Genomic DNA, 17,862 nt, shown 5'->3' with positions numbered 1-17,862 from the left:
ATAGCGGCGTCATGCCAGAGCCTTGCCGCGATGGCCCGCCGTTGCGCCGGAGGCGTCAGTCCTCGCCTCGGCGCTTCACCGGCACGCCATAGAGCTCCATCCGGTGCCCTTCCAGGCGATAGCCCAGCCGCTCGGCGATCTTTTCCTGAAGGGCCTCGATCTCGGGGTCGCAGAACTCGATCACCTTTCCGGTGTCGAGATCGATGAGGTGATCGTGATGGGCGCGGCGGGCGTCCTCGTAGCGGGCGCGGCCGTCGCCGAACTCGACGCGCTCGAGAATGCCGGTTTCCTCGAACAGCTTGACGGTGCGGTAGACCGTGGCGAGCGAGATGCGAGGGTCGCGCCGGGCGGCGCGGGCGTGCAGTTCCTCGACGTCGGGGTGGTCGCGGGCATCGTCCAGAACCTGCGCGATGGTCCGGCGCTGCCCGGTCATGCGCAGCCCCTTTTGGCTGCAACGATCTGCGATTCGGTCGGTCATGGGCCTCGGGCGGGCTCGGGTCGCTGGGGGCCCGGTTCTAGCGCCTCGCGCCCGCGGAGGCCACGGGCTTTCTCGCGCGCGCCGTGCCGCAGATAGAGCGCCAGCGCGCCGATCACAATCACGCCGCCGGCGAGCATGCGCGGGGTCGGGGCCTCTCCGATGCCGAGCCACACCCAGAGGGGACCGAGCACCGTCTCGAGCAACATGAACAGGCTGACCACCGCCGCCGGGGTATGGCGGGACGCATAGGACAACGAGAAGAACGACACCGGCAAGATGAAGAGACCGGTCACGAGGATCGCCCAGACCGCGCCGTCACCCATCTGCGCGGGGCCGGTCAACCCGATGCCGAGGAGACCGGCCGCCAGCCCGCCCACGCCCATGGCAAGTAGCAACGGCAGCTCGGGGTTGTGGCGCAGGGTGACAAAGTTCAGCGCCAGCGCCGCGGCGGTGCACAGGCCGCACAGCGCCCCCAGAAGGGACGACCCGTCGAGCCCCACGGGCGTGTCTCCGGTCACGGCCAGCGCGATGCCCGCCAGCACCGCGACGATGGTGACCCACGTGGCGCGGCTCGTGGCCTCGCCATACAGGACGCGGCTCAGGACCGCCGCCCAGACCGGCACGGTCGCGACGCCCATGAGCATGACCGCCACGGGCGCTAGTGCGATGCCGGTGGGGAAAAGCACGTTGTTCCCGAACTGGCAGATCATGACCGTGGCACCTGCGCCGGTCAGCAGGCTTGCGCGGTCGGCCGCGCGGCGGCGCGACGTCAGCGCCCAGGCGAACAGAAAGATCAGTGCCATGCTTGGCGCGCGCCAGGCCAACATCTGGGCCCCGCCCATGCCCGACAGGCGCATGAACAGCGCGTCGGGACTGAGAAGGAGCGCGGCCAGGCAGGCGATGACCGGCCCGGACAATCTGGGTGACGTCATGATCGGACCGGTCCAGTCGTCAGGTATAAAGCGGGTGGACACCCTGCTGGACATGAAGCGCGTTCACCGTCGGCTCGTCGAGGTCGAGCGCCTTGGCAAGCGCGTCGAGATACTGGGCCTCGGCATCGGTGTCGACGCGGATCGTCATCAGCGACGCCGAGTAGACGGGAACCCGCTGGGCGGGCGGCGTGTCCCGCGCGAGCCCCGCCACGTCCACCGGCGCTTCGAGCTGTTCGCGCACGAAGGCCACATCCGCGGGGTCGGCATCGTCGCCCACCAGCTCCATGATCTTCGCCTTCTCGTCCTTGTCGATCTCGCCATCCGCCTTGGCCGCCTGGATCATCGCACGCAGCATGAGGCCCGCGCCCTTCTCCATCTCGGGGGCGGTCTCCTGCGTGTTGAACTGGTCGAGAAGGGCACCGACGCCCTGGCCGCCGGCCGTTGCGGCGGCGCCCCCGGCCGCGGCCATCATCCCGGCCATGCCGCCGCCCGGTCCGGCCGCGGTGCCTGACGGCATCGAGGACAGCAGGCCGCGCTTCGACCCGGCCCCGGCCGGCGCCGCGCCGGCGCCGCCCATCAACGCGCCGAGGTCCAGCCCACTCGCCCGCATCCGGTCGAGCATCCCCTGCAAAGGCTGGGTCGCCTGGCTGGCGCCACCCTGCAGCGCGCTGCTCATCTGGCTGCCGGCCTTGGTCATCGGGTGGCTCCCCTTGACCTGTGCGCCGCCGCCGAAGAGGCCCTGCAACCCGCCGCCCTTCGACATCCGGTCCACCCCGCGCGCGGCCGCGTAGCCGATCGCCACCTTGGCCAGCGTCTTCATCATGCCCATCGCTCTTCTCCCCCGGTCAGGTTTCGGACAACGCGGTCAGAGTGGCACATCGGACCGGTCCTTGCAGCCCCGCGCGTGGCCTCTCAGAACAGGCGCATGGCCCGCAGCACGATGTAGACCACCGCGCCGAGGCCGATGCTGGCCAACGTGAGCACCGCGAAGGCCGGGGCCCAGTCGATGCCGGGCATTCCGGCGACGTTCACGCCGAACAGCCCGGTGACGAAGCTCATCGGCAGGAAGATCGCCGCGACGATCGACAGAGCGTAGGAATTCCGGGCGAGGCGGGTGTTCTGCTTCATGTCCACGTGGTCTGCCAGCGCGGCGAGCCGCTCGCGGATCGCGTTCATCTCCTCGACGGCGCGCTGGGCGCGGTCGGCAAGCTCCGACAGGTCCTCGCGCGCCTCGGCGTCGATCAGCGGCATCCGCGGATCGGTCAGCTGTTGCAGGGCCACCGCCTGCGGCGTGAGGAACCGGTGCAGGCGGATCGAGGCGGTGCGAAGCTCGGGCAGGTCGCGGCGTTCGGGCTGGCGGGCGTCGGCGAAGAGCAGATCCTCGAGATCGTCGACCTTGTCCTCGATCGCCACGCCGTGGTGCTCGATCCGGTCGGTGAAGTTCGCGGCGAGGCGTACGAGCAGCATCTGCGGCGAGCGTGGCGCGTCACCGCTGGCCACCTCGGCGCCGACCTCCTGTGCCGAGCGCACCATGCGGCGGCGAACCGACACCACGAGGCGCGGCCCGGCCCAGAGCCGCAAGGCCACCATGTCCTCGGGATCGTCGGCTTCGGGGTCCAGGTTCAGGCCACGCAAGATCACGATGACGCCGCCCTCGTGCCCCAGGCTGCGCGGCCGGGTCTCCGGCAGCGACAGGATCTCGGCGGCGCGCTCGGGCAGGTTGGCGAAAAGCCAGTCCTCGACGCCCGGATGGGTGAAGTCGCAGTGCACCCAGCGATAGCCGTCCTCCGGCAGCGGGTGATCGAGGTCCGAGACGGCCCGGGGCGTGCCCTCGGTGGGAATATCGTAGGCGAAAAGCGGGGTCATGCGGGCCTCGGACGTCGTGGGCCGCACTACATGGGGCATCCCGCGACGCCGGCCAGCCGGTGTGGGCTCAGGTCCCGCAGAAGGTGGCGGGCACGCGCTCTTCGGGAAGCGGCGCGCGGGCGAGATCCGCGGCCTCGGGCTGATCCTCGAACGGACGCGAAAGCACGTCGAGCAGCCGGTGGAAGGGCGCATCGTCGCCGTCGACCGCCGCGTCGATCATCTGCTCCACCCGGTGGTTGCGGGGGATGAAGGCCGGGTTGGAGCGGTTCATCAGCGCGTCCGGCTCGGCTTCGTCCTCGATGCGGGCGCGCCAGCGCGTCTCCCACTCGTCGAAATCCGCGCGGTTGGTGAATTCGTCGCGGGCGGTGCCGCGGGCGAGGCCACGGAAGGTGTTGGTGAAGTCGGCCTGATTTGCGGCCATGCGTGTCAGCAGGTCGGCGACTAGCGTGCGGTCCTCTGGGCGCGGGTCGGAGATGCCGATCTTGGCGGCAAAACGCCGCTCCCACGCGGCGCGGATGCGCTCGGGCATGGCGTGGACCTGCGCGGTGAAGGGCTCCACTGCCGCCTCGGGATCGGGCATCAGCGGCAGCAGCGCAGTCGCCAGTTGCGCCATGTTCCACACGATGATGTCGGCCTGGTTGGCGTAGCCGTAGCGTCCGTAACGGTCGATCGACGAGAACACCGTCTCGGGGTGGTAGGCGTCCATGAAGGCGCAGGGGCCGTAGTCGATGGTCTCGCCCGAGAGCGTGCAGTTGTCCGTATTCATCACGCCGTGGATGAAGCCGAGGCTCATCCAGTGAGCCACGAGTTCCGCCTGCGCGTCGATCACGCGCGCCAGAAGGTCGCCCGGGTCGGTGACCTCCGGGTAGTGCCGCGCCACGGTATAGTCATAGAGCCGCTCGAGCGCCGGTCCGTCGCGGCGGGCGGCGAAGACCTGGAAGGTGCCGACGCGGATGTGACTGCGCGCCACGCGGGTCAGCACGGCGCCGGGCAGGGGGGCTTCGCGGATCACCTCTTCGCCGGTGCGGACCGCGGCCAGCGCGCGGGTCGTCGGCACACCCATCGCGTGCATCGCCTCCGAAACCACGTATTCGCGCAGGACCGGCCCGAGCCAAGCCCGGCCGTCGCCCATCCGCGAATACGGCGTGGGACCGGAGCCCTTGAGCTGGATGTCGCGGCGCACGCCGTCGCGGCCCACGACCTCGCCCAGCAGGTGCGCGCGGCCATCGCCGAGTTGCGGGTTGAACTGGCCGAATTGATGGCCGGCATAGAGCTGTGCCAGCGGATCGGCCCCGCGCGGGACGGACGAGCCTGAAAAGACCCGTGCGGCCTCGGCGTCGTCGGCGGGCGCCTCGATCCCCAGCATATCCGCGAGATCACGGTTGAAGGCCACCAGCGATGGGCGCGCCACCGGGGTCGGCGCGAGCTTGGTGTAGAAGCCCTCGGGGAGGGCGGCGTAGCTGTTGTCGAACGGGATCGTGAGGGTCATGGCCTCGATATAGGCAGTGCCGCGACACGCTGCCACCATCGGTGGGCGGCCGTGTTTCCCGGGCTACGTTTCCCCTACGGCAACCAGAGACGGAGGCCCCTCATGACCGCGACCGACCGCCCGGGCATGGCGCTGCGCGACCGCCCGGAATTCAAGTCAAAGCCAAAGCCCCTGACATTCCGCGAGACCGCCACGTGCTGGAGGCCGTGGAAGCCATGAACGCCCGCAACTACGGCTCGGTGATCGTGGTGGACGACGACGAGAAGGTGATCGGCGTCGCGACCGAGCGCGACGTGATGCGCAAGATCGTTGGCGAGCGTCGAAACGCCGCCGATGTGACACTGGCCGAGATCATGACCCGCGATCCCCGCGTCGCGCGTGAGACCGACGACGTGGTCGACTGGTTGCGGATCATGTCGAACGAACGCTTTCGGCGCCTGCCGGTGGTGGACGCCGAGAACCGCGTCAAGATGGTGTTCACGCAAGGCGATTTCGTCAGCTACACGTGGCCGGACCTGATCTACCAGGCCGGCCAGATGGCACGGGCGAGCTTTGGCCGCAGCTATGCCGTCTGGATGATCGGCGGTGGCATCATGCTCTACTCGGTCATCATGGTGATCGTGGTCGCGTCGATGTCGTGACCGCAGGGCAGGCTTAGTTCAGCACCCGCGACATCAGGGCGTAGCTGTCGCGGACCTTGAAGCGGGCGCGCTCGTAGAACCCGATCGTGCGCTCCTCGGACCTGTCCACCTCGAGGTGCAGCGCCCTTACGCCCGCTTCCCGCAGCGCCTTGGCGATGCCGTCGAGCGCATCGCCCCCCATGCCGCGGCCCCGAACGGCGCGGCGGACGTAGATCTCGTCCACGATCGCATCGAGGCCGCCGAACTCGACCGACCATCCGAACGTCACCACGACGTAGCCCACGGGCGCCTTGCGCGGGCCGATCAGCCAGACCGCGCCGTGAGGCGAGCCCTCGAGCAGCGGCGCAAGCGCGGCCCGCTGGTGGTCTTCGTCTGTGCCAAATCCCTGCTCGGCGTGGAACGCGGCGACCAGCAGCAACAGTTTCTCGGCATCGTCGATGCCGGCAAGGTGCAGCGATTTCATCACAGGCTCCCCGGGGCGGGCCGGAGGGGGCGGACGGCGATGGTCATGGGCAATCTCCCTTCGGGCGGGCGCGGCGATCAGAGGCGCGCGAGGCGCTCGGTCAGCAGCGAGAAGAAACGGTCGGCGTCGAGGTCGCCCATGAAGGTGGCGTTGGGCGCGCGGCCCGACACCCCCCACCAGTCGGCGACGGTCATTCCCATGCACAGCTCCGACACCGTCTCGATCTCGACGTTGACGAAGCGGCCCGAGAAAATCTCCGGGTCGATCAGGTAGGCGGTCACGCAAGGGTCGTGCAGCGGCGCGCCGAGCGAGCCGTACTTCTCCTTGTCGAACCGCTCGAAGAAATCGGTCATCTCGGCGACTGCGACGCCCACCGGCGTGCCGAGCGCGCGGAACGCGTCGTTGCGCGTCTTGGTGACCAGCGCCTTGTGCGTCACGTCGAGCGGCATGACGGTAATCTTGGCACCACAGGCAAAGACGCGCGCGGCGGCGTGGGGATCGGCATAGATGTTGAACTCTGCCGTGGGAGTGATGTTGCCGACCTCGAAATAGGCGCCGCCCATCAGCACGATCTCCTTCAGGCGTCCGGCGATGTCGGGGGCTTTCTCCAGCGCCCGGGCCACGTTGGTGAGCGGCCCGAGCGGGCAGAGCGTCACCGTGCCCGCCGGTTCGCGGCGGACGATGTCGATGATGGCGTCCACGCCGTGCCCCTCGGCAATCGGCATGGTCGGATCGGGCAGGTCGGGACCGTCGAGGCCGGTCTTGCCGTGGACATGCTCGGCGGTCACCGGGGCGCGTTCCAGCGGCCGGTCGCAGCCGGCATGGACCGGCACGTCGGTGCGGCCCGCCAGTTCGCAGACGATGCGGGCGTTCCTGACGGTCAGTTCCAGCGGCACGTTTCCGGCGACGGCGGTGATCGCGGCGACCTCGATGTCCTCCGGGGACGCGAGCGCCAGCAGGATCGCCACGGCGTCGTCCTGTCCGGGATCGGTGTCGATGATGATCTTGCGCGGGGGCATGGCGGAACTCCGGACTGCGTGCTTCCGCGTCGCACGGGGCGCGCGTTCCTGCAAGAGACCACGGAGCGGCTCGGCGGGCCGACGCTGTGCCGCGCGGTCCACGGATCGCGGGTTTTCCGTCTCGCGCGTTGCCGGACCGGCGACGAGTGTTAGACTTTGCCGCGCGGCTCGTCTAACGATCCGGCGAGAGCGCCCGTTACCGCTAACGGGCGCAGGAACAGGGATCGGACCGGCCCGCCCGCAGAGGCGGCATCCGCAAAAGGCATTACGGAGACGTCCATGGTTTCGCGCGTCATTCCCGTCGAGAGCTTCGACCTCGTGATCTTCGGCGCCACCGGCGACCTGGCCCGGCGCAAGATCCTGCCCGGCCTCTTCCGCCGGTTCTGCGCGGGCCAGATGCCCGCCGAGGCGCAGATCGTCGGCGCCGCGCGCTCCGAGATGGACGACACCGGCTTCCGCGATCTCGTGCGCGAGGCGATCGAGGAATTCGGCGGCGGCACCCCGCGCGAGCCGGGGCAGGTGGATGCCTTTCTGGAACGCGTGGCCTACGAGGCCGTGGACGCCAAGGGCGACAGCGGCTGGGAAGCCCTGCGCGGGCGCCTGCGCGACGAGAACGTGCGCGCCTTCTACTTCTCGGTCGGGCCGGGCCTCTTTGGTGATCTCGCCGAGCGGCTGCGCAAGTTCGGGCTGGCCTCTCCCGAGAGCCGGATCGTGGTAGAGAAGCCCTTCGGCCACGACCTCGAGAGCGCACGCGCGCTCAACCGCGAACTGGCGCAGTATTTCGACGAGACGCAGATCTACCGGATCGACCACTACCTCGGGAAGGAGACGGTGCAGAACCTGATGGCCGTGCGCTTCGGCAACGTCCTGTTCGAGCCGCTCTGGAACGCGCAGTTCGTGGACCACATCCAGATCACCGTGGCCGAGACCGTTGGGGTCGGCGGGCGCGGCGGCTATTACGACGAATCTGGCGCCATGCGGGACATGGTGCAGAACCACCTGATGCAGCTTTTGTGCCTGATCGCCATGGAGCCGCCCGCGCGGTTCGAGCCCGACGCCGTGCGCGACGAAAAGCTCAAGGTGATCCGCGCGCTCGATCCGGTCGAACCGCACCATATCGTCCGCGGCCAGTACGACGCCGACGACAAGCAGCCGGGCTACCGCGCGCACGTGGAGAACCCGCGCTCGCGCACCGAGAGCTTCGTGGCGCTGCGAGCGGCGATCTCGAACTGGCGCTGGGCGGGCACGCCGTTCTACCTGCGCACCGGCAAGATGCTGCGGGGCCGGACCTCGGAGATCGTGGTCACGTTCAAGGATGCGCCCCACTCGATCTTCGGGGCCGAGGCCGGGCGGCACCGCAACGTGCTTGTGATCCGCCTTCAGCCGAACGAGGGGATGACGCTGGACGTCACCATCAAGGAACCGGGGCCGGGGGGCATGCGCCTTCTGGACGTGCCTCTGGACATGACGTTCGCCGATGCGCTGGGGCCCGACGGGGCCGAGATGCCGGACGCCTACGAGCGGCTCATCATGGACGTGATCCGGGGCAACCAGACGCTGTTCATGCGCGGCGACGAGGTAGAGGCGGCCTGGGCCTGGACCGATCCCATTATCGACGGCTGGGAACGGCGCGGAGAAGTGCCCAAGCCTTACGACCCGGGATCGTCCGGGCCGGAGGATGCGTTGATGCTGATGCACCGAGACGGGCGCCGCTGGCGCGACATCAAGGCCTGAGGGAAAGCATGTCCTACCATTTCAACGAGTATGCCGACCGCGAGATGCTGAGCATCGCGCTCGCCAACCGCATCGCGGGCGAGCTGCGCGGCGCGCTGGCGCGGGCCGAGCGGGTGACGATGGCGGTGCCGGGCGGCACGTCGCCGGGGCCGATCTTCGACGATCTCTGCGAGGTGGAACTCGACTGGGACCGGGTCGACGTGATGCTGACAGACGAGCGCTGGGTGCCCGAGGATCACGACCGCTCGAACACCCGGCTGCTGCGCGAGCGGCTGCTGGTGGGCAAGGCCGAGGCGGCCCGGCTGCTGCCGATGTTCCTGCCCTGCCAGGACCCCGAGGAACGCCTGGACGAACTGGCCGAGCACATTCGCCCGAACCTGCCGCTGTCCATCGTGCTTCTGGGCATGGGGTCCGACATGCACACGGCGTCGCTCTTTCCCGGCGCCGACAATCTCGAGGCTGCGCTGTCGCGGAATGCACCGATCCTGATGCCGATGCGCGCGCCGGGCGCCGATGAACCGCGGGTGACGCTGACCGCACCCGTGCTCGACGGGGCGCTGTCCAAGCATGTCCTGATATTCGGCGACGAGAAGCGCGCGGCGCTGGAGAGCGCCAAGGGCAAGAGCCGCGAGGAGGCGCCGGTGAACGCGATCCTCGATGGCGCCGAGGTGCACTGGGCCCCCTGACTTTCGCGGGCGCCCGGTTGGCGTCCGCCCGAGACATGGCGCGCAGTCCGCGCGCCGCAACCAAGACCGGCCCGCGGCGGGGGCACGACCAATCGACGGAGCAAGACCATGTGGGACGAGGTGAAACGCCTGGGTGCGAAGGCGCACGAGACGCGGATCGAAGCGCGGTTCGAGGAGAATTCCAATCGCGCGGCGGAGTTCGGGCTGCACGCGCTTGGGATGCTCTTCGATTACTCCAAGACCCATCTCGACGAGGCCTCGCGTGCCGCGCTCGTCGCGCTCGCGCAGACAGCGGGCGTCGAGGCCAAGCGGGACCGCATGTTCGCGGGTGAGCCGATCAACGACACCGAGGGCCGTGCCGTCCTCCACACCGCGCTGCGCAATCTCGACGGCGGGCCGGTGCTGGTGGACGGTGAGGACGTCATGCCCGGCGTGCGCGATACGCTCGACCGCATGGCCAAGCTTGCGGAGCACGTGCGCGGCTCTGACGTGACCGACGTGGTCAACATCGGTATCGGCGGGTCGGACCTCGGTCCGGCGATGGCCTACCTCGCGCTCAAGCCCTATGCCGACGGTCCGCGCTGCCACTTCGTGTCGAACGTGGACGGCGCCGACATCGCCGACACGCTGCGCACCCTCGATCCCGAGACCACGATGTTCATCGTCGCGTCCAAGACCTTCACCACCATCGAGACCATGACCAATGCGCGCACCGCGCGGGCCTGGCTGGACGACAGGGGGGTGAGCCACGAGGGCCGTTTCGTCGCGCTGTCGTCCAATGCCGAGAAGGCGGCCGAGTGGGGCATCCCGGCGGATCGGGTCTTCGGCTTCGGCGACTGGGTTGGCGGGCGATATTCCATGTGGGGGCCGATCGGCCTCGCGCTGATGATCGCCATCGGCGACAAGGCGTTCCGGGCCTTCCTGCGGGGCGGACAGGAGATGGACCGCCACTTCAAGTCCGCGCCGCTGCACCAGAACATGCCGGTGCTGCTGGCGCTCACGGGGATTTGGCACAACCAGGTCATGGGCCACGCGACCCGCGCGGTGCTGCCCTACGACAACCGGCTGGCACGGCTTCCGGCCTACCTCCAGCAGCTGGAGATGGAATCGAACGGCAAGGGCGTGACCATCGACGGTGACCCCCTGGCGGAGAATTCCGGCCCGGTCGTCTGGGGCGAGCCCGGCACCAACGGGCAGCACGCCTTCTACCAGCTGATCCACCAGGGCACGCGCGTTGTCCCGTGCGAATTCATGGTGGCCGCCGTGGGCCATGAGCCCGACCTGCGCCACCACCACGACCTGCTCGTCGCCAATTGCCTCGCCCAGTCCGAGGCGTTGATGCGCGGCCGTTCGCTGGACGAGGCGCGCGATATCTGCGCGGAAAAGGGGTTCGAGGGCGCCGAGCTGGAGCGGCAGGCGCGCCACCGGGTCTTTCCCGGCGACCGTCCGTCCACCGTTCTGGTCTACCCGCAGCTCACCCCCGAGGCGCTGGGCAAGATCGTGGCGCTCTACGAGCACCGGGTCTTCGTCGAGGGCGCGATTCTCGACATCAACTCGTTCGACCAGTGGGGCGTCGAACTGGGCAAGGAACTGGCGACTTCTCTCGGGCCCATCGTCACCGGCGAGGCTTCTTCCGAGGGCAAGGACGGGTCCACCAGGGCGCTCGTCGATTTCGTGCTGCGCCACCGCGAGTGAGGACCGCAACGCGCGGGGCGCAGTGGCGACCTTAGCACTTCGTCGCCTATCCCGAGACCGTTCATCACGGTGATACGGAGGCAACGGATGGCTGGACCGGACGTACGAGCGATCGCTAAGGAGATCGTGGCCCGAGAGGGCGGATACGTGGACGATCCCGACGATCCCGGCGGAGCGACGAATTTCGGGGTGACCATCGGCACGATGACGCGCCTCGGCATCGATCTCGACGGAGATGGCCGTGTCACGCGCACGGATGTGAAGCGCCTTACCCGGGATCAGGCTGTCGAGATCTTCCTCACCCATTACTTTGCCCGGCCGCGGATCGCGGCGTTGCCCGAGCCGCTTCAGGCGACGGTCTTCGACATGTACGTGAACGCGGGCACGAACGCGGTGAAAATCCTTCAGCGGCTGCTGCGGCGGATGGGATGGGAGGTCGCGGTGGATGGCCTGATCGGACCGCAGACCGTTGGTGCGGCCGACGCCGCGCAGCGCGCCGCGCCGGATCACCTCACCGACGCCTACGGCATCGCGCGGCGCAACTACTACTTCGCGCTGGCCGATCGCCGTGCCGCGTCGCGCAAGTACGCCCGCACCCGCGCCGGCGGCAAGGGCGGATGGATCCGACGGGCGGAAGAGTTCATCGCTCCCCGCTATCACCTGACGGACGCGCAGTTCCGCGCGCGGGTGGCGTCATGGGGCTGATCGAACGGGCGCTGGGCCTTGTCTTCGGGTCGGGGCGGAACGTGGTGGCCGAAACCGCCGAGGTCTTCCGCGTGAACGCCGAGGCGCAGGCGGGGCGCGAGGCCCAGGCGCAGGGCGCCGCGCTGGCGCAGATGGCGCAGGAATTCGCGCAAGGGCGCCGGTCGTGGTTCGACCGTTGCATCGACGGGCTGAACCGGCTGCCGCGTCCGGCGATGGCGCTCGGGACCCTCGCGCTTTTCGTCGCGGCGATGATCGATCCGACCTGGTTCGCGGCGCGCATGACCGGCATCGCGCTGGTGCCGGAACCGCTCTGGTGGCTGCTCGGCGCCGTCGTGAGCTTCTATTTCGGGGCGCGGCACCAAGCGAAAGGGCAGGATTTCCGGCGCGAGATCGCGGCGACCATGGCCGCGGCGCCCGAGGTCGCCGCCCGGCTGCGCGACATCGAGGCCCTGCGTGGCAAAGTGCCAGAGACTGCAGCCGAGGAGCCGGTTGCCCCGCCGCGCGAGATGGCGGTGTTCGGGTCCACGACGACCGAAGAAGAGAACGCCGCGCTGGTGGAGTGGCGGCGCAGCGGCTGACGGAGCGATACCTCTCCCGCCCGCCCGTGTCCGGGGCGGGCGGGGGCGGCCTGCGTCCTTCACGAACGCCCCCTCGGTCCGACCACCCGCGACATTGTGACGAGTCGGCGCTGGCAGGGCTTGGACGCGGGGCCCGCGCACTTCTATAGTCGCGGCATGATTACAGAGCTCGGCCACTTCGCCCTCATCCTCGCGTTCCTCGTCGCCATCGTGCAGGCGGTCGTGCCGCTCGTCGGCGCGCACAAACGCTGGCCCGGCTGGATGGCCGTCGCCGAGCCCGCCGCCACGGCGCAGTTCCTGCTGACCGCGACGGCCTTCGCCGCGCTCGTCCATGCCTTCGTGACGTCGGACTTCTCGCTGGCGGTGGTGGTCGCGAACTCGCACTCGGCCAAGCCGCTGCTCTACAAGATCACCGGCACATGGGGGAACCACGAGGGCTCGATGCTGCTGTGGGTTCTGATTCTCACTCTGTTCGGCGCGATGGCGGCGTGGTTCGGCACCAATCTTCCGCCGACGCTGCGGTCGCGGGTTCTCGCGGTGCAGTCGTCCATCGCGGTGGCGTTCTTCGCCTTCATATTGTTCACGTCGAACCCGTTCGCACGCCTCGCGACACCGCCCTTCGACGGGCAGGACCTGAACCCGCTGCTGCAGGACCCGGGCCTCGCCTTCCACCCGCCGTTTCTCTACCTCGGCTACGTCGGGCTCTCGATCTGCTTCTCGTTTGCCGTGGCCGCACTGATCGAGGGCCGCGTGGACGCCGCCTGGGGCCGCTGGGTGCGGCCGTGGACGCTGGCGTCCTGGGCGTTCCTGACCATCGGCATCGGCCTCGGCTCCTGGTGGGCCTACTACGAGCTCGGCTGGGGCGGCTTCTGGTTCTGGGACCCGGTGGAGAACGCGTCCTTCATGCCGTGGCTCTTCGCCGCCGCGCTTTTGCACTCGGCCATCGTGGTCGAGAAGCGCGAGGCGCTGAAGGCATGGACGATCCTGCTTGCCATCCTCGCCTTCGGCTTCTCGCTCATCGGGACGTTCATCGTCCGCTCTGGCCTGCTGACCAGCGTGCACGCCTTCGCCAACGACCCCGAACGCGGCGTGTTCATCCTGATGATCCTCGTGGTGTTCACCGGCGGGGCGCTGACGCTCTTTGCCGCGCGGGCCGGCGCGATGCAGGCGAAGGGCGTGTTCGGCGTGGTCAGCCGCGAATCCGCGCTCGTCGCCAACAATATCCTGCTGGCGGTGTCGTCCTTCGTGGTCTTCGTGGGCACCATGTGGCCGCTCGTGGCCGAGATGTTCTTCGACCGGAAGCTGTCGGTCGGTCCGCCGTTCTTCGACATGGCGTTCACGCCGTTCATGCTGATCCTCGGGCTGATCCTGCCGGTCGGGGCGATGATGTCGTGGAAGCGCGGACGGGCGGGCCGGGCGCTCAAGTCGCTGGTGCCGGCGCTGGTCCTGGCCTTCGCGCTCGCGGGTCTCGTCTGGGCGATGCAGACCGGGCGCAGCATGCTGGGCCCCGTGGGTGTCTTCCTCGGCGCCTGGCTGGTCGCAGGCGCCGTGACCGACTTGATCTCCCGCACGGGCAAGAGCCGGGACCTGAAGCGTCTCTTCCGCTTGCCGCGGGCCGAGTGGGGCAAGGCCGTCGCACATGCGGGGCTCGGCATCACCATGCTGGGCGTCGCGGGCCTGACCGCGTGGCAGCAGGAGGATATTCGTGTCGCCAATATCGGTGAGAGCTTCGAAGTCGGCGGCTTCGAACTGACACTCACCGATGTCGAGCGTCTGCGCGGTCCGAACTACATCTCGATAGTGGGCGAGGTGGTGGTCCGCCGGAACGGCGAGCAGATCGCCACGATGCATCCCGAGAAGCGCAACTACCCCGTCGCCGGGATGCCCACCACCGAGGCCGCCATCGACTACCGCTTCCTGCGCGACCTCTACGTGGTGATCGGGGACGCGCAGACGGACGGCGGCTGGGTCGTGCGGACCTACATCAAGCCGCTGGCCAACTGGATCTGGGCCGGCTGCATCATCATGGCCTTGGGCGGCGGGCTGTCGCTGTCGGACCGCCGCTTCCGGGTCGCCACGGGGGCAAGCCGCACGCCGGCCCAGCCGGTGCCCGCGGAATGAGCCGGGTGCGCCACGTCATGCGTGCGGCCATGATCGCGTTTGCGGTTCTGACCGCACCTGTACCGCTGCTCGCCGTGCAGCCGGACGAGATGCTCGACGATCCCGGCCTCGAGTCGCGAGCGCGGGAGATCTCGGAAGGCCTGCGGTGTCTCGTCTGTCAGAACGAGAGCATCGACGAGTCCAACGCGTCGCTGGCCCGCGATCTGAGGATCCTCGTGCGCGACCGTCTGACCGAGGGCGACAGCGACGAGGAAGTGGTCGACTTCATCGTCGACCGCTACGGCGAGTTCGTCCTCTTGCAGCCCACTACCGCTGGCTGGAACTGGCTGCTCTGGGCTGCGGGGCCGATCATGCTGCTCCTGGCGCTCGGGACCGGTGCCGTCTACCTGCGGGGGCGGGCCACGGCGCCCGAGCGCGACGAGGGACTGTCGCCCGAGGAACAGGCGCGCCTGCGGGAACTCCTGCGCGACTGACGTGGCATGTTGGCCGGGGCCATGACGCCGCGTTGAGCTTGGCGCGCCGCCGACGGCGGTGTTTGATGCCTCCCGACACGCGCCACATGCCGGGAGGGGGCCACGCCATGCAGTACGATACCATCGCCTACGAGGTCACCGACGGCGTCGCCGTGGTCCGCCTGAACCGGCCGGACGTGATGAACGCGCTCAACACCCGGATGCGGGCCGAGATCACCGACGCGGTGACCCGAGGCGCGCGCGAGGCGCGCGTGGTGGTGCTGACCGGCACGGGGCGGGCGTTCTGCTCGGGGCAGGACCTGGGCGACGGAGGCAACGCGGCCTCGCTCGACCTCGAGCGCACCCTGCGCGACGAATACGTGCCGATGCTCATGGCCATCGCCGACTGCCCGGTGCCGACCATCGCGGCGGTGAACGGTGCGGCGGCAGGGGCCGGGGCAAACCTCGCGCTGTGCGCCGACGTTGTGATCGCGACCGAGAGCGCGGCGTTCAGCCAGGCCTTCACCCGGATCGGCCTGATCCCCGATGCGGGCGGAACATGGCTGCTGCCGCGGCAGGTGGGGCTAGCCAAGGCCATGGGCGCGGCGCTTTTCGCCGACAAGATCACCGCGGCGCAGGCCGAGCGCTGGGGCATGATCTGGGAGGCGCTGCCGGACGCCGAGTTCGAAACCGGCTGGCAGGCCCGCGCTCAGCACCTCGCCACCGGCCCGACGGAGGCTTTCAAGCGGGTGAAGGAGGCCATGCGCACCTCTTTCGGCAACACCCTCGAAGAGCAATTGGCCGTCGAGGCCAGGCTGCAGGGCGAGTGCGGCCAGACCCGCGACTTCCGCGAGGGCGTGGTCGCCTTTCTCGAAAAACGTCCGCCGCGTTACGAGGGGCGCTGAGGGTCGGGACGGCTGCATAACGGCGCCTCGTCCTCGACGCGCGCGAGTGTGCAGTCATGCCGCATGCTCTCGGCTTCCTAGAGGCGCCGGCCCGGGACGAGAGGCGTCACCCCCGCCGGGCGCGCGCCGAACCATCCCCGGAATCTGGCGCCTTGGTCATGGCAGCGCGGAGATCGAAGCTCGGGCAGACATGACAGGGATCGAGCGAAGACCCCTAAGGGTGTTGGTGCCGGACTACGGTCCTGCACGCACGCGGCTTTCGCAGGAGCGACTGCTCGCGCTGCCTCGGCGCAGGTCATCGGGACAGACCGGCCCCTCCGCCAAGGTATCGAGCGATCATCCTGCGAGGAGAGGCTCCTCGATCTCGCCCCCGGTGTCGTCGGCCTCGTCCTCGGTCTCTTCCAGCGCCTGCCGGAACGGATCGAACAGGATCTCGTATTGCGAGCCTCCGTCACCCGCGCCACCGTCACTTCCGGCGTCCTCGCCCAGCACCGTGACCTCGACATTGTCGATCCAGATGTCCTCGTCATGCGCGCTGATGTCGGACACGAAGCGGAACTGGACCTTGGACGCGCCCTCCAGCACGCCACCCTCGTAGGCGATGTTGGAGAAGTCGCGGCCGATCTCCTGGCCGGTTTCCGAGCCCAGCAGCGCTGTGCCCTCGTCGTTCACCGCGAAGGTGTCGAGGGTCTGCCAGTCGTCGCTGCCGTCGACCTGAACCTCGACGCGCAGGCTGTCGGCGGCGTGACCGTCCTGCTCGAAGCGGTGGGCGGCGGGGGCCTTGGCGTCGAAGGCGAAGCGCACGTCGCCGTCGGTCTGCACCTCGTCGAAGCGCAGTTCGCCGTCGTCATTGCCGTCGGTGTTGAGCTTGCCCCATTGCACATCCCAGTCGGTATGGCCTTCGACTGCGTCGGACTGCTCGGCCCACCAGAGGTGATCGAAGTCCTCCGACTGCACGACGGTGTCCTCGGCAGGGGCGGAGGATTCCTCTGCGGGCGCCTCGGTCGCCGTCACCGACACGTCGTCGATGTAGATCCGTTCATCCCAGCTGCTGATATCCGAAACGAAGCGGAACTCGGCCTGCCCGGACGCGTCGTCCAGCACGCCGCCGGAATACTCGAGCTGGGAGGGGTGCGCGCCGAAGGTCTGACCGGTCTCGGAGCCCACGAAAAGCCCGCGGTCGTGGTCCACGGTGAAGGTGTCGAGCGTCTGCCACGAGCCGTCGTCCAGCCGCACTTCCAGCGTCAGGCTGTCGCCGTGCCAGCCGCCGGCCTCGAAGCGCGACGGATCGTTGGCGTGCGCCTCGAAGGTGATCCCCACCGGGCCGTCGGTCTCGACCGCGTCGAACTGCAGCACGCCGTCATTGCAGCCGCTGGTGACGAGCTTGCCCCAGTAGCTGTCCCAGCCGTCGTCGCGGACGATGTTCTCGCTGTGATCGGGGCTCCAGAGGCACGAGAAGTCCTCGGTGAAGGCGGTGACGGTGGTGCCCTCGTGGGGTGCGTCGCCGGTCTTGAGCACCAGACCCCGGCCGTCGTCCGAGTTGACCACCGCGGTCAGTGACGAAAGGTCGATGTCGTCCACCGACAGCGGCGCTTCGCCGTCGAGCCAGAAGGTGAACTTGCCGTCGTCCACGTCGCCCTCGGTGGAGGATGGGCTTGTCCCGAAGGAGACCAACACGTCGTAGCCGCCCTCGACCACCGCCCCGTTCGGCAGGCTGTTGAGCGCGCCCGCCTCGGCGGAAAAGCCGGTGACGTTGCCGGCAGTCAGCTGATCGACAGTGGGCGAGATCATCAGGTTCGGGATCACTGTGTCGTCGGTCAGATTGAAGAAGGCTCCGTCGATGTCGATCTTCTCGGGTTCGCTCGCGAGAAACTGGATGAAGAGGTTTCCGTCGTCTTCCTCGATGCGGACCGTCATCTGCGGGTTCTCACCGATGGTGACTTCGCGAACTGCGCCGGTGGTCATGGAGCGTCTCCGTCTGGGGCCGGGCGGCGAAAGAAGGCCGCGTCGTCCCGGAGATACCGCATATTTTCCCGATTTGCGGCCAAAGCGCCGGAAACACTACGTTTCCGCCTCAAGAGTGCCGCGTTCGCGTCTT

The 17,862-nt window shown here is 68.9% G+C and carries 17 protein-coding genes; 9 read left to right on the top strand and 8 right to left on the bottom strand.

Annotated elements, in window-relative coordinates; genetic code table 11:
- Positions 1-55 precede the first annotated feature (55 nt).
- The 5 genes from BMX29_RS15130 to BMX29_RS15110 form a co-directional block, all read right to left on the bottom strand.
- Complete coding sequence (locus tag BMX29_RS15130; RefSeq protein ID WP_092814390.1) at positions 56-478, bottom strand: Fur family transcriptional regulator; 423 nt, start codon at positions 476-478, stop codon at positions 56-58.
- Complete coding sequence (locus BMX29_RS15125; protein WP_139197055.1) at positions 475-1,410, bottom strand: DMT family transporter; 936 nt, start codon at positions 1,408-1,410, stop codon at positions 475-477. Before BMX29_RS15125 ends, BMX29_RS15130 begins: the two co-directional genes overlap by 4 nt.
- 19 nt (positions 1,411-1,429) lie before the next feature.
- The gene (locus BMX29_RS15120; RefSeq protein WP_092814387.1) at positions 1,430-2,239 is read right to left on the bottom strand and encodes a DUF533 domain-containing protein; all 810 of its coding nucleotides are present in this window, start codon (positions 2,237-2,239) and stop codon (positions 1,430-1,432) included.
- A gap of 83 nt (positions 2,240-2,322) precedes the next feature.
- Positions 2,323-3,276, bottom strand: a complete 954-nt coding sequence (locus BMX29_RS15115) for a CorA family divalent cation transporter (RefSeq protein WP_175471203.1) — start codon at positions 3,274-3,276, stop codon at positions 2,323-2,325.
- 67 nt (positions 3,277-3,343) lie between these two features.
- A complete protein-coding gene (locus tag BMX29_RS15110) occupies positions 3,344-4,765 on the bottom strand; it encodes a protein adenylyltransferase SelO (protein ID WP_092814473.1) in 1,422 nt (473 codons plus the stop codon).
- Positions 4,766-4,959: 194 nt separating this feature from the next.
- Here BMX29_RS15110 and BMX29_RS15105 point away from each other — a divergent pair, with 194 nt between their 5' ends.
- On the top strand, positions 4,960-5,406 hold the full coding sequence (locus tag BMX29_RS15105) for a CBS domain-containing protein (protein ID WP_244889256.1): 447 nt from the start codon (positions 4,960-4,962) through the stop codon (positions 5,404-5,406).
- Between the two features lie 13 nt (positions 5,407-5,419).
- Here the strand turns inward: BMX29_RS15105 and BMX29_RS15100 are convergent, their stop codons facing one another.
- Both BMX29_RS15100 and BMX29_RS15095 read right to left on the bottom strand, forming a co-directional pair.
- Positions 5,420-5,869: a GNAT family N-acetyltransferase gene (locus tag BMX29_RS15100; RefSeq protein ID WP_175471202.1), complete on the bottom strand. Its 450-nt coding sequence runs from the start codon at positions 5,867-5,869 to the stop codon at positions 5,420-5,422.
- Between the two features lie 77 nt (positions 5,870-5,946).
- On the bottom strand, positions 5,947-6,888 hold the full coding sequence (locus tag BMX29_RS15095) for a nucleoside hydrolase (RefSeq protein ID WP_092814378.1): 942 nt from the start codon (positions 6,886-6,888) through the stop codon (positions 5,947-5,949).
- Between the two features lie 279 nt (positions 6,889-7,167).
- On the opposite strand from BMX29_RS15095, the gene zwf reads away from it, so the two are divergent.
- The 8 genes from zwf to BMX29_RS15055 all read left to right on the top strand — a co-directional run bounded on the left by zwf (position 7,168) and on the right by BMX29_RS15055 (position 15,764).
- A complete protein-coding gene (gene zwf / locus BMX29_RS15090) occupies positions 7,168-8,622 on the top strand; it encodes a glucose-6-phosphate dehydrogenase (RefSeq protein ID WP_092814375.1) in 1,455 nt (484 codons plus the stop codon).
- Positions 8,623-8,630: 8 nt separating this feature from the next.
- Positions 8,631-9,308 carry a 6-phosphogluconolactonase gene (gene pgl, locus BMX29_RS15085; RefSeq protein WP_043842468.1) on the top strand — a complete coding sequence of 226 codons (678 nt, stop codon included), beginning with the start codon at positions 8,631-8,633 and terminating at the stop codon, positions 9,306-9,308.
- Between the two features lie 108 nt (positions 9,309-9,416).
- Positions 9,417-11,003, top strand: coding sequence for a glucose-6-phosphate isomerase (gene pgi / locus BMX29_RS15080; protein WP_092814372.1), 1,587 nt, complete (start codon positions 9,417-9,419; stop codon positions 11,001-11,003).
- Positions 11,004-11,090: 87 nt separating this feature from the next.
- The gene (locus BMX29_RS15075; protein WP_092814369.1) at positions 11,091-11,708 is read left to right on the top strand and encodes a holin-associated N-acetylmuramidase; all 618 of its coding nucleotides are present in this window, start codon (positions 11,091-11,093) and stop codon (positions 11,706-11,708) included.
- Positions 11,699-12,286 (top strand): holin family protein, encoded by a 588-nt coding sequence (locus BMX29_RS15070; protein ID WP_092814366.1) that lies wholly within the window; start codon positions 11,699-11,701, stop codon positions 12,284-12,286. The genes BMX29_RS15075 and BMX29_RS15070 overlap by 10 nt, the downstream gene beginning before the upstream one ends.
- Positions 12,287-12,442: 156 nt before the next feature.
- Positions 12,443-14,407, top strand: a complete 1,965-nt coding sequence (locus tag BMX29_RS15065; RefSeq protein ID WP_092814363.1) for a heme lyase CcmF/NrfE family subunit — start codon at positions 12,443-12,445, stop codon at positions 14,405-14,407.
- Positions 14,408-14,436: 29 nt separating this feature from the next.
- Positions 14,437-14,880 carry a cytochrome c-type biogenesis protein gene (locus BMX29_RS15060; protein ID WP_425314280.1) on the top strand — a complete coding sequence of 148 codons (444 nt, stop codon included), beginning with the start codon at positions 14,437-14,439 and terminating at the stop codon, positions 14,878-14,880.
- Between the two features lie 107 nt (positions 14,881-14,987).
- Complete coding sequence (locus BMX29_RS15055) at positions 14,988-15,764, top strand: enoyl-CoA hydratase-related protein (RefSeq protein WP_092814360.1); 777 nt, start codon at positions 14,988-14,990, stop codon at positions 15,762-15,764.
- Positions 15,765-16,100: 336 nt separating this feature from the next.
- On the opposite strand, the gene BMX29_RS15050 is transcribed toward BMX29_RS15055, so the two are convergent.
- The gene (locus tag BMX29_RS15050) at positions 16,101-17,729 is read right to left on the bottom strand and encodes a hypothetical protein (protein WP_092814357.1); all 1,629 of its coding nucleotides are present in this window, start codon (positions 17,727-17,729) and stop codon (positions 16,101-16,103) included.
- Positions 17,730-17,862 lie beyond the last annotated feature (133 nt).

The sequence above is a fragment of the Roseivivax marinus genome, assembly GCF_900109705.1.
In the GTDB taxonomy this organism is placed as follows: Bacteria; Pseudomonadota; Alphaproteobacteria; order Rhodobacterales; family Rhodobacteraceae; genus Roseivivax; species Roseivivax marinus.
The sequence above is the reverse complement of the archived record's forward strand: the minus strand, read 5'-3'. Positions and strand labels throughout refer to the sequence as shown.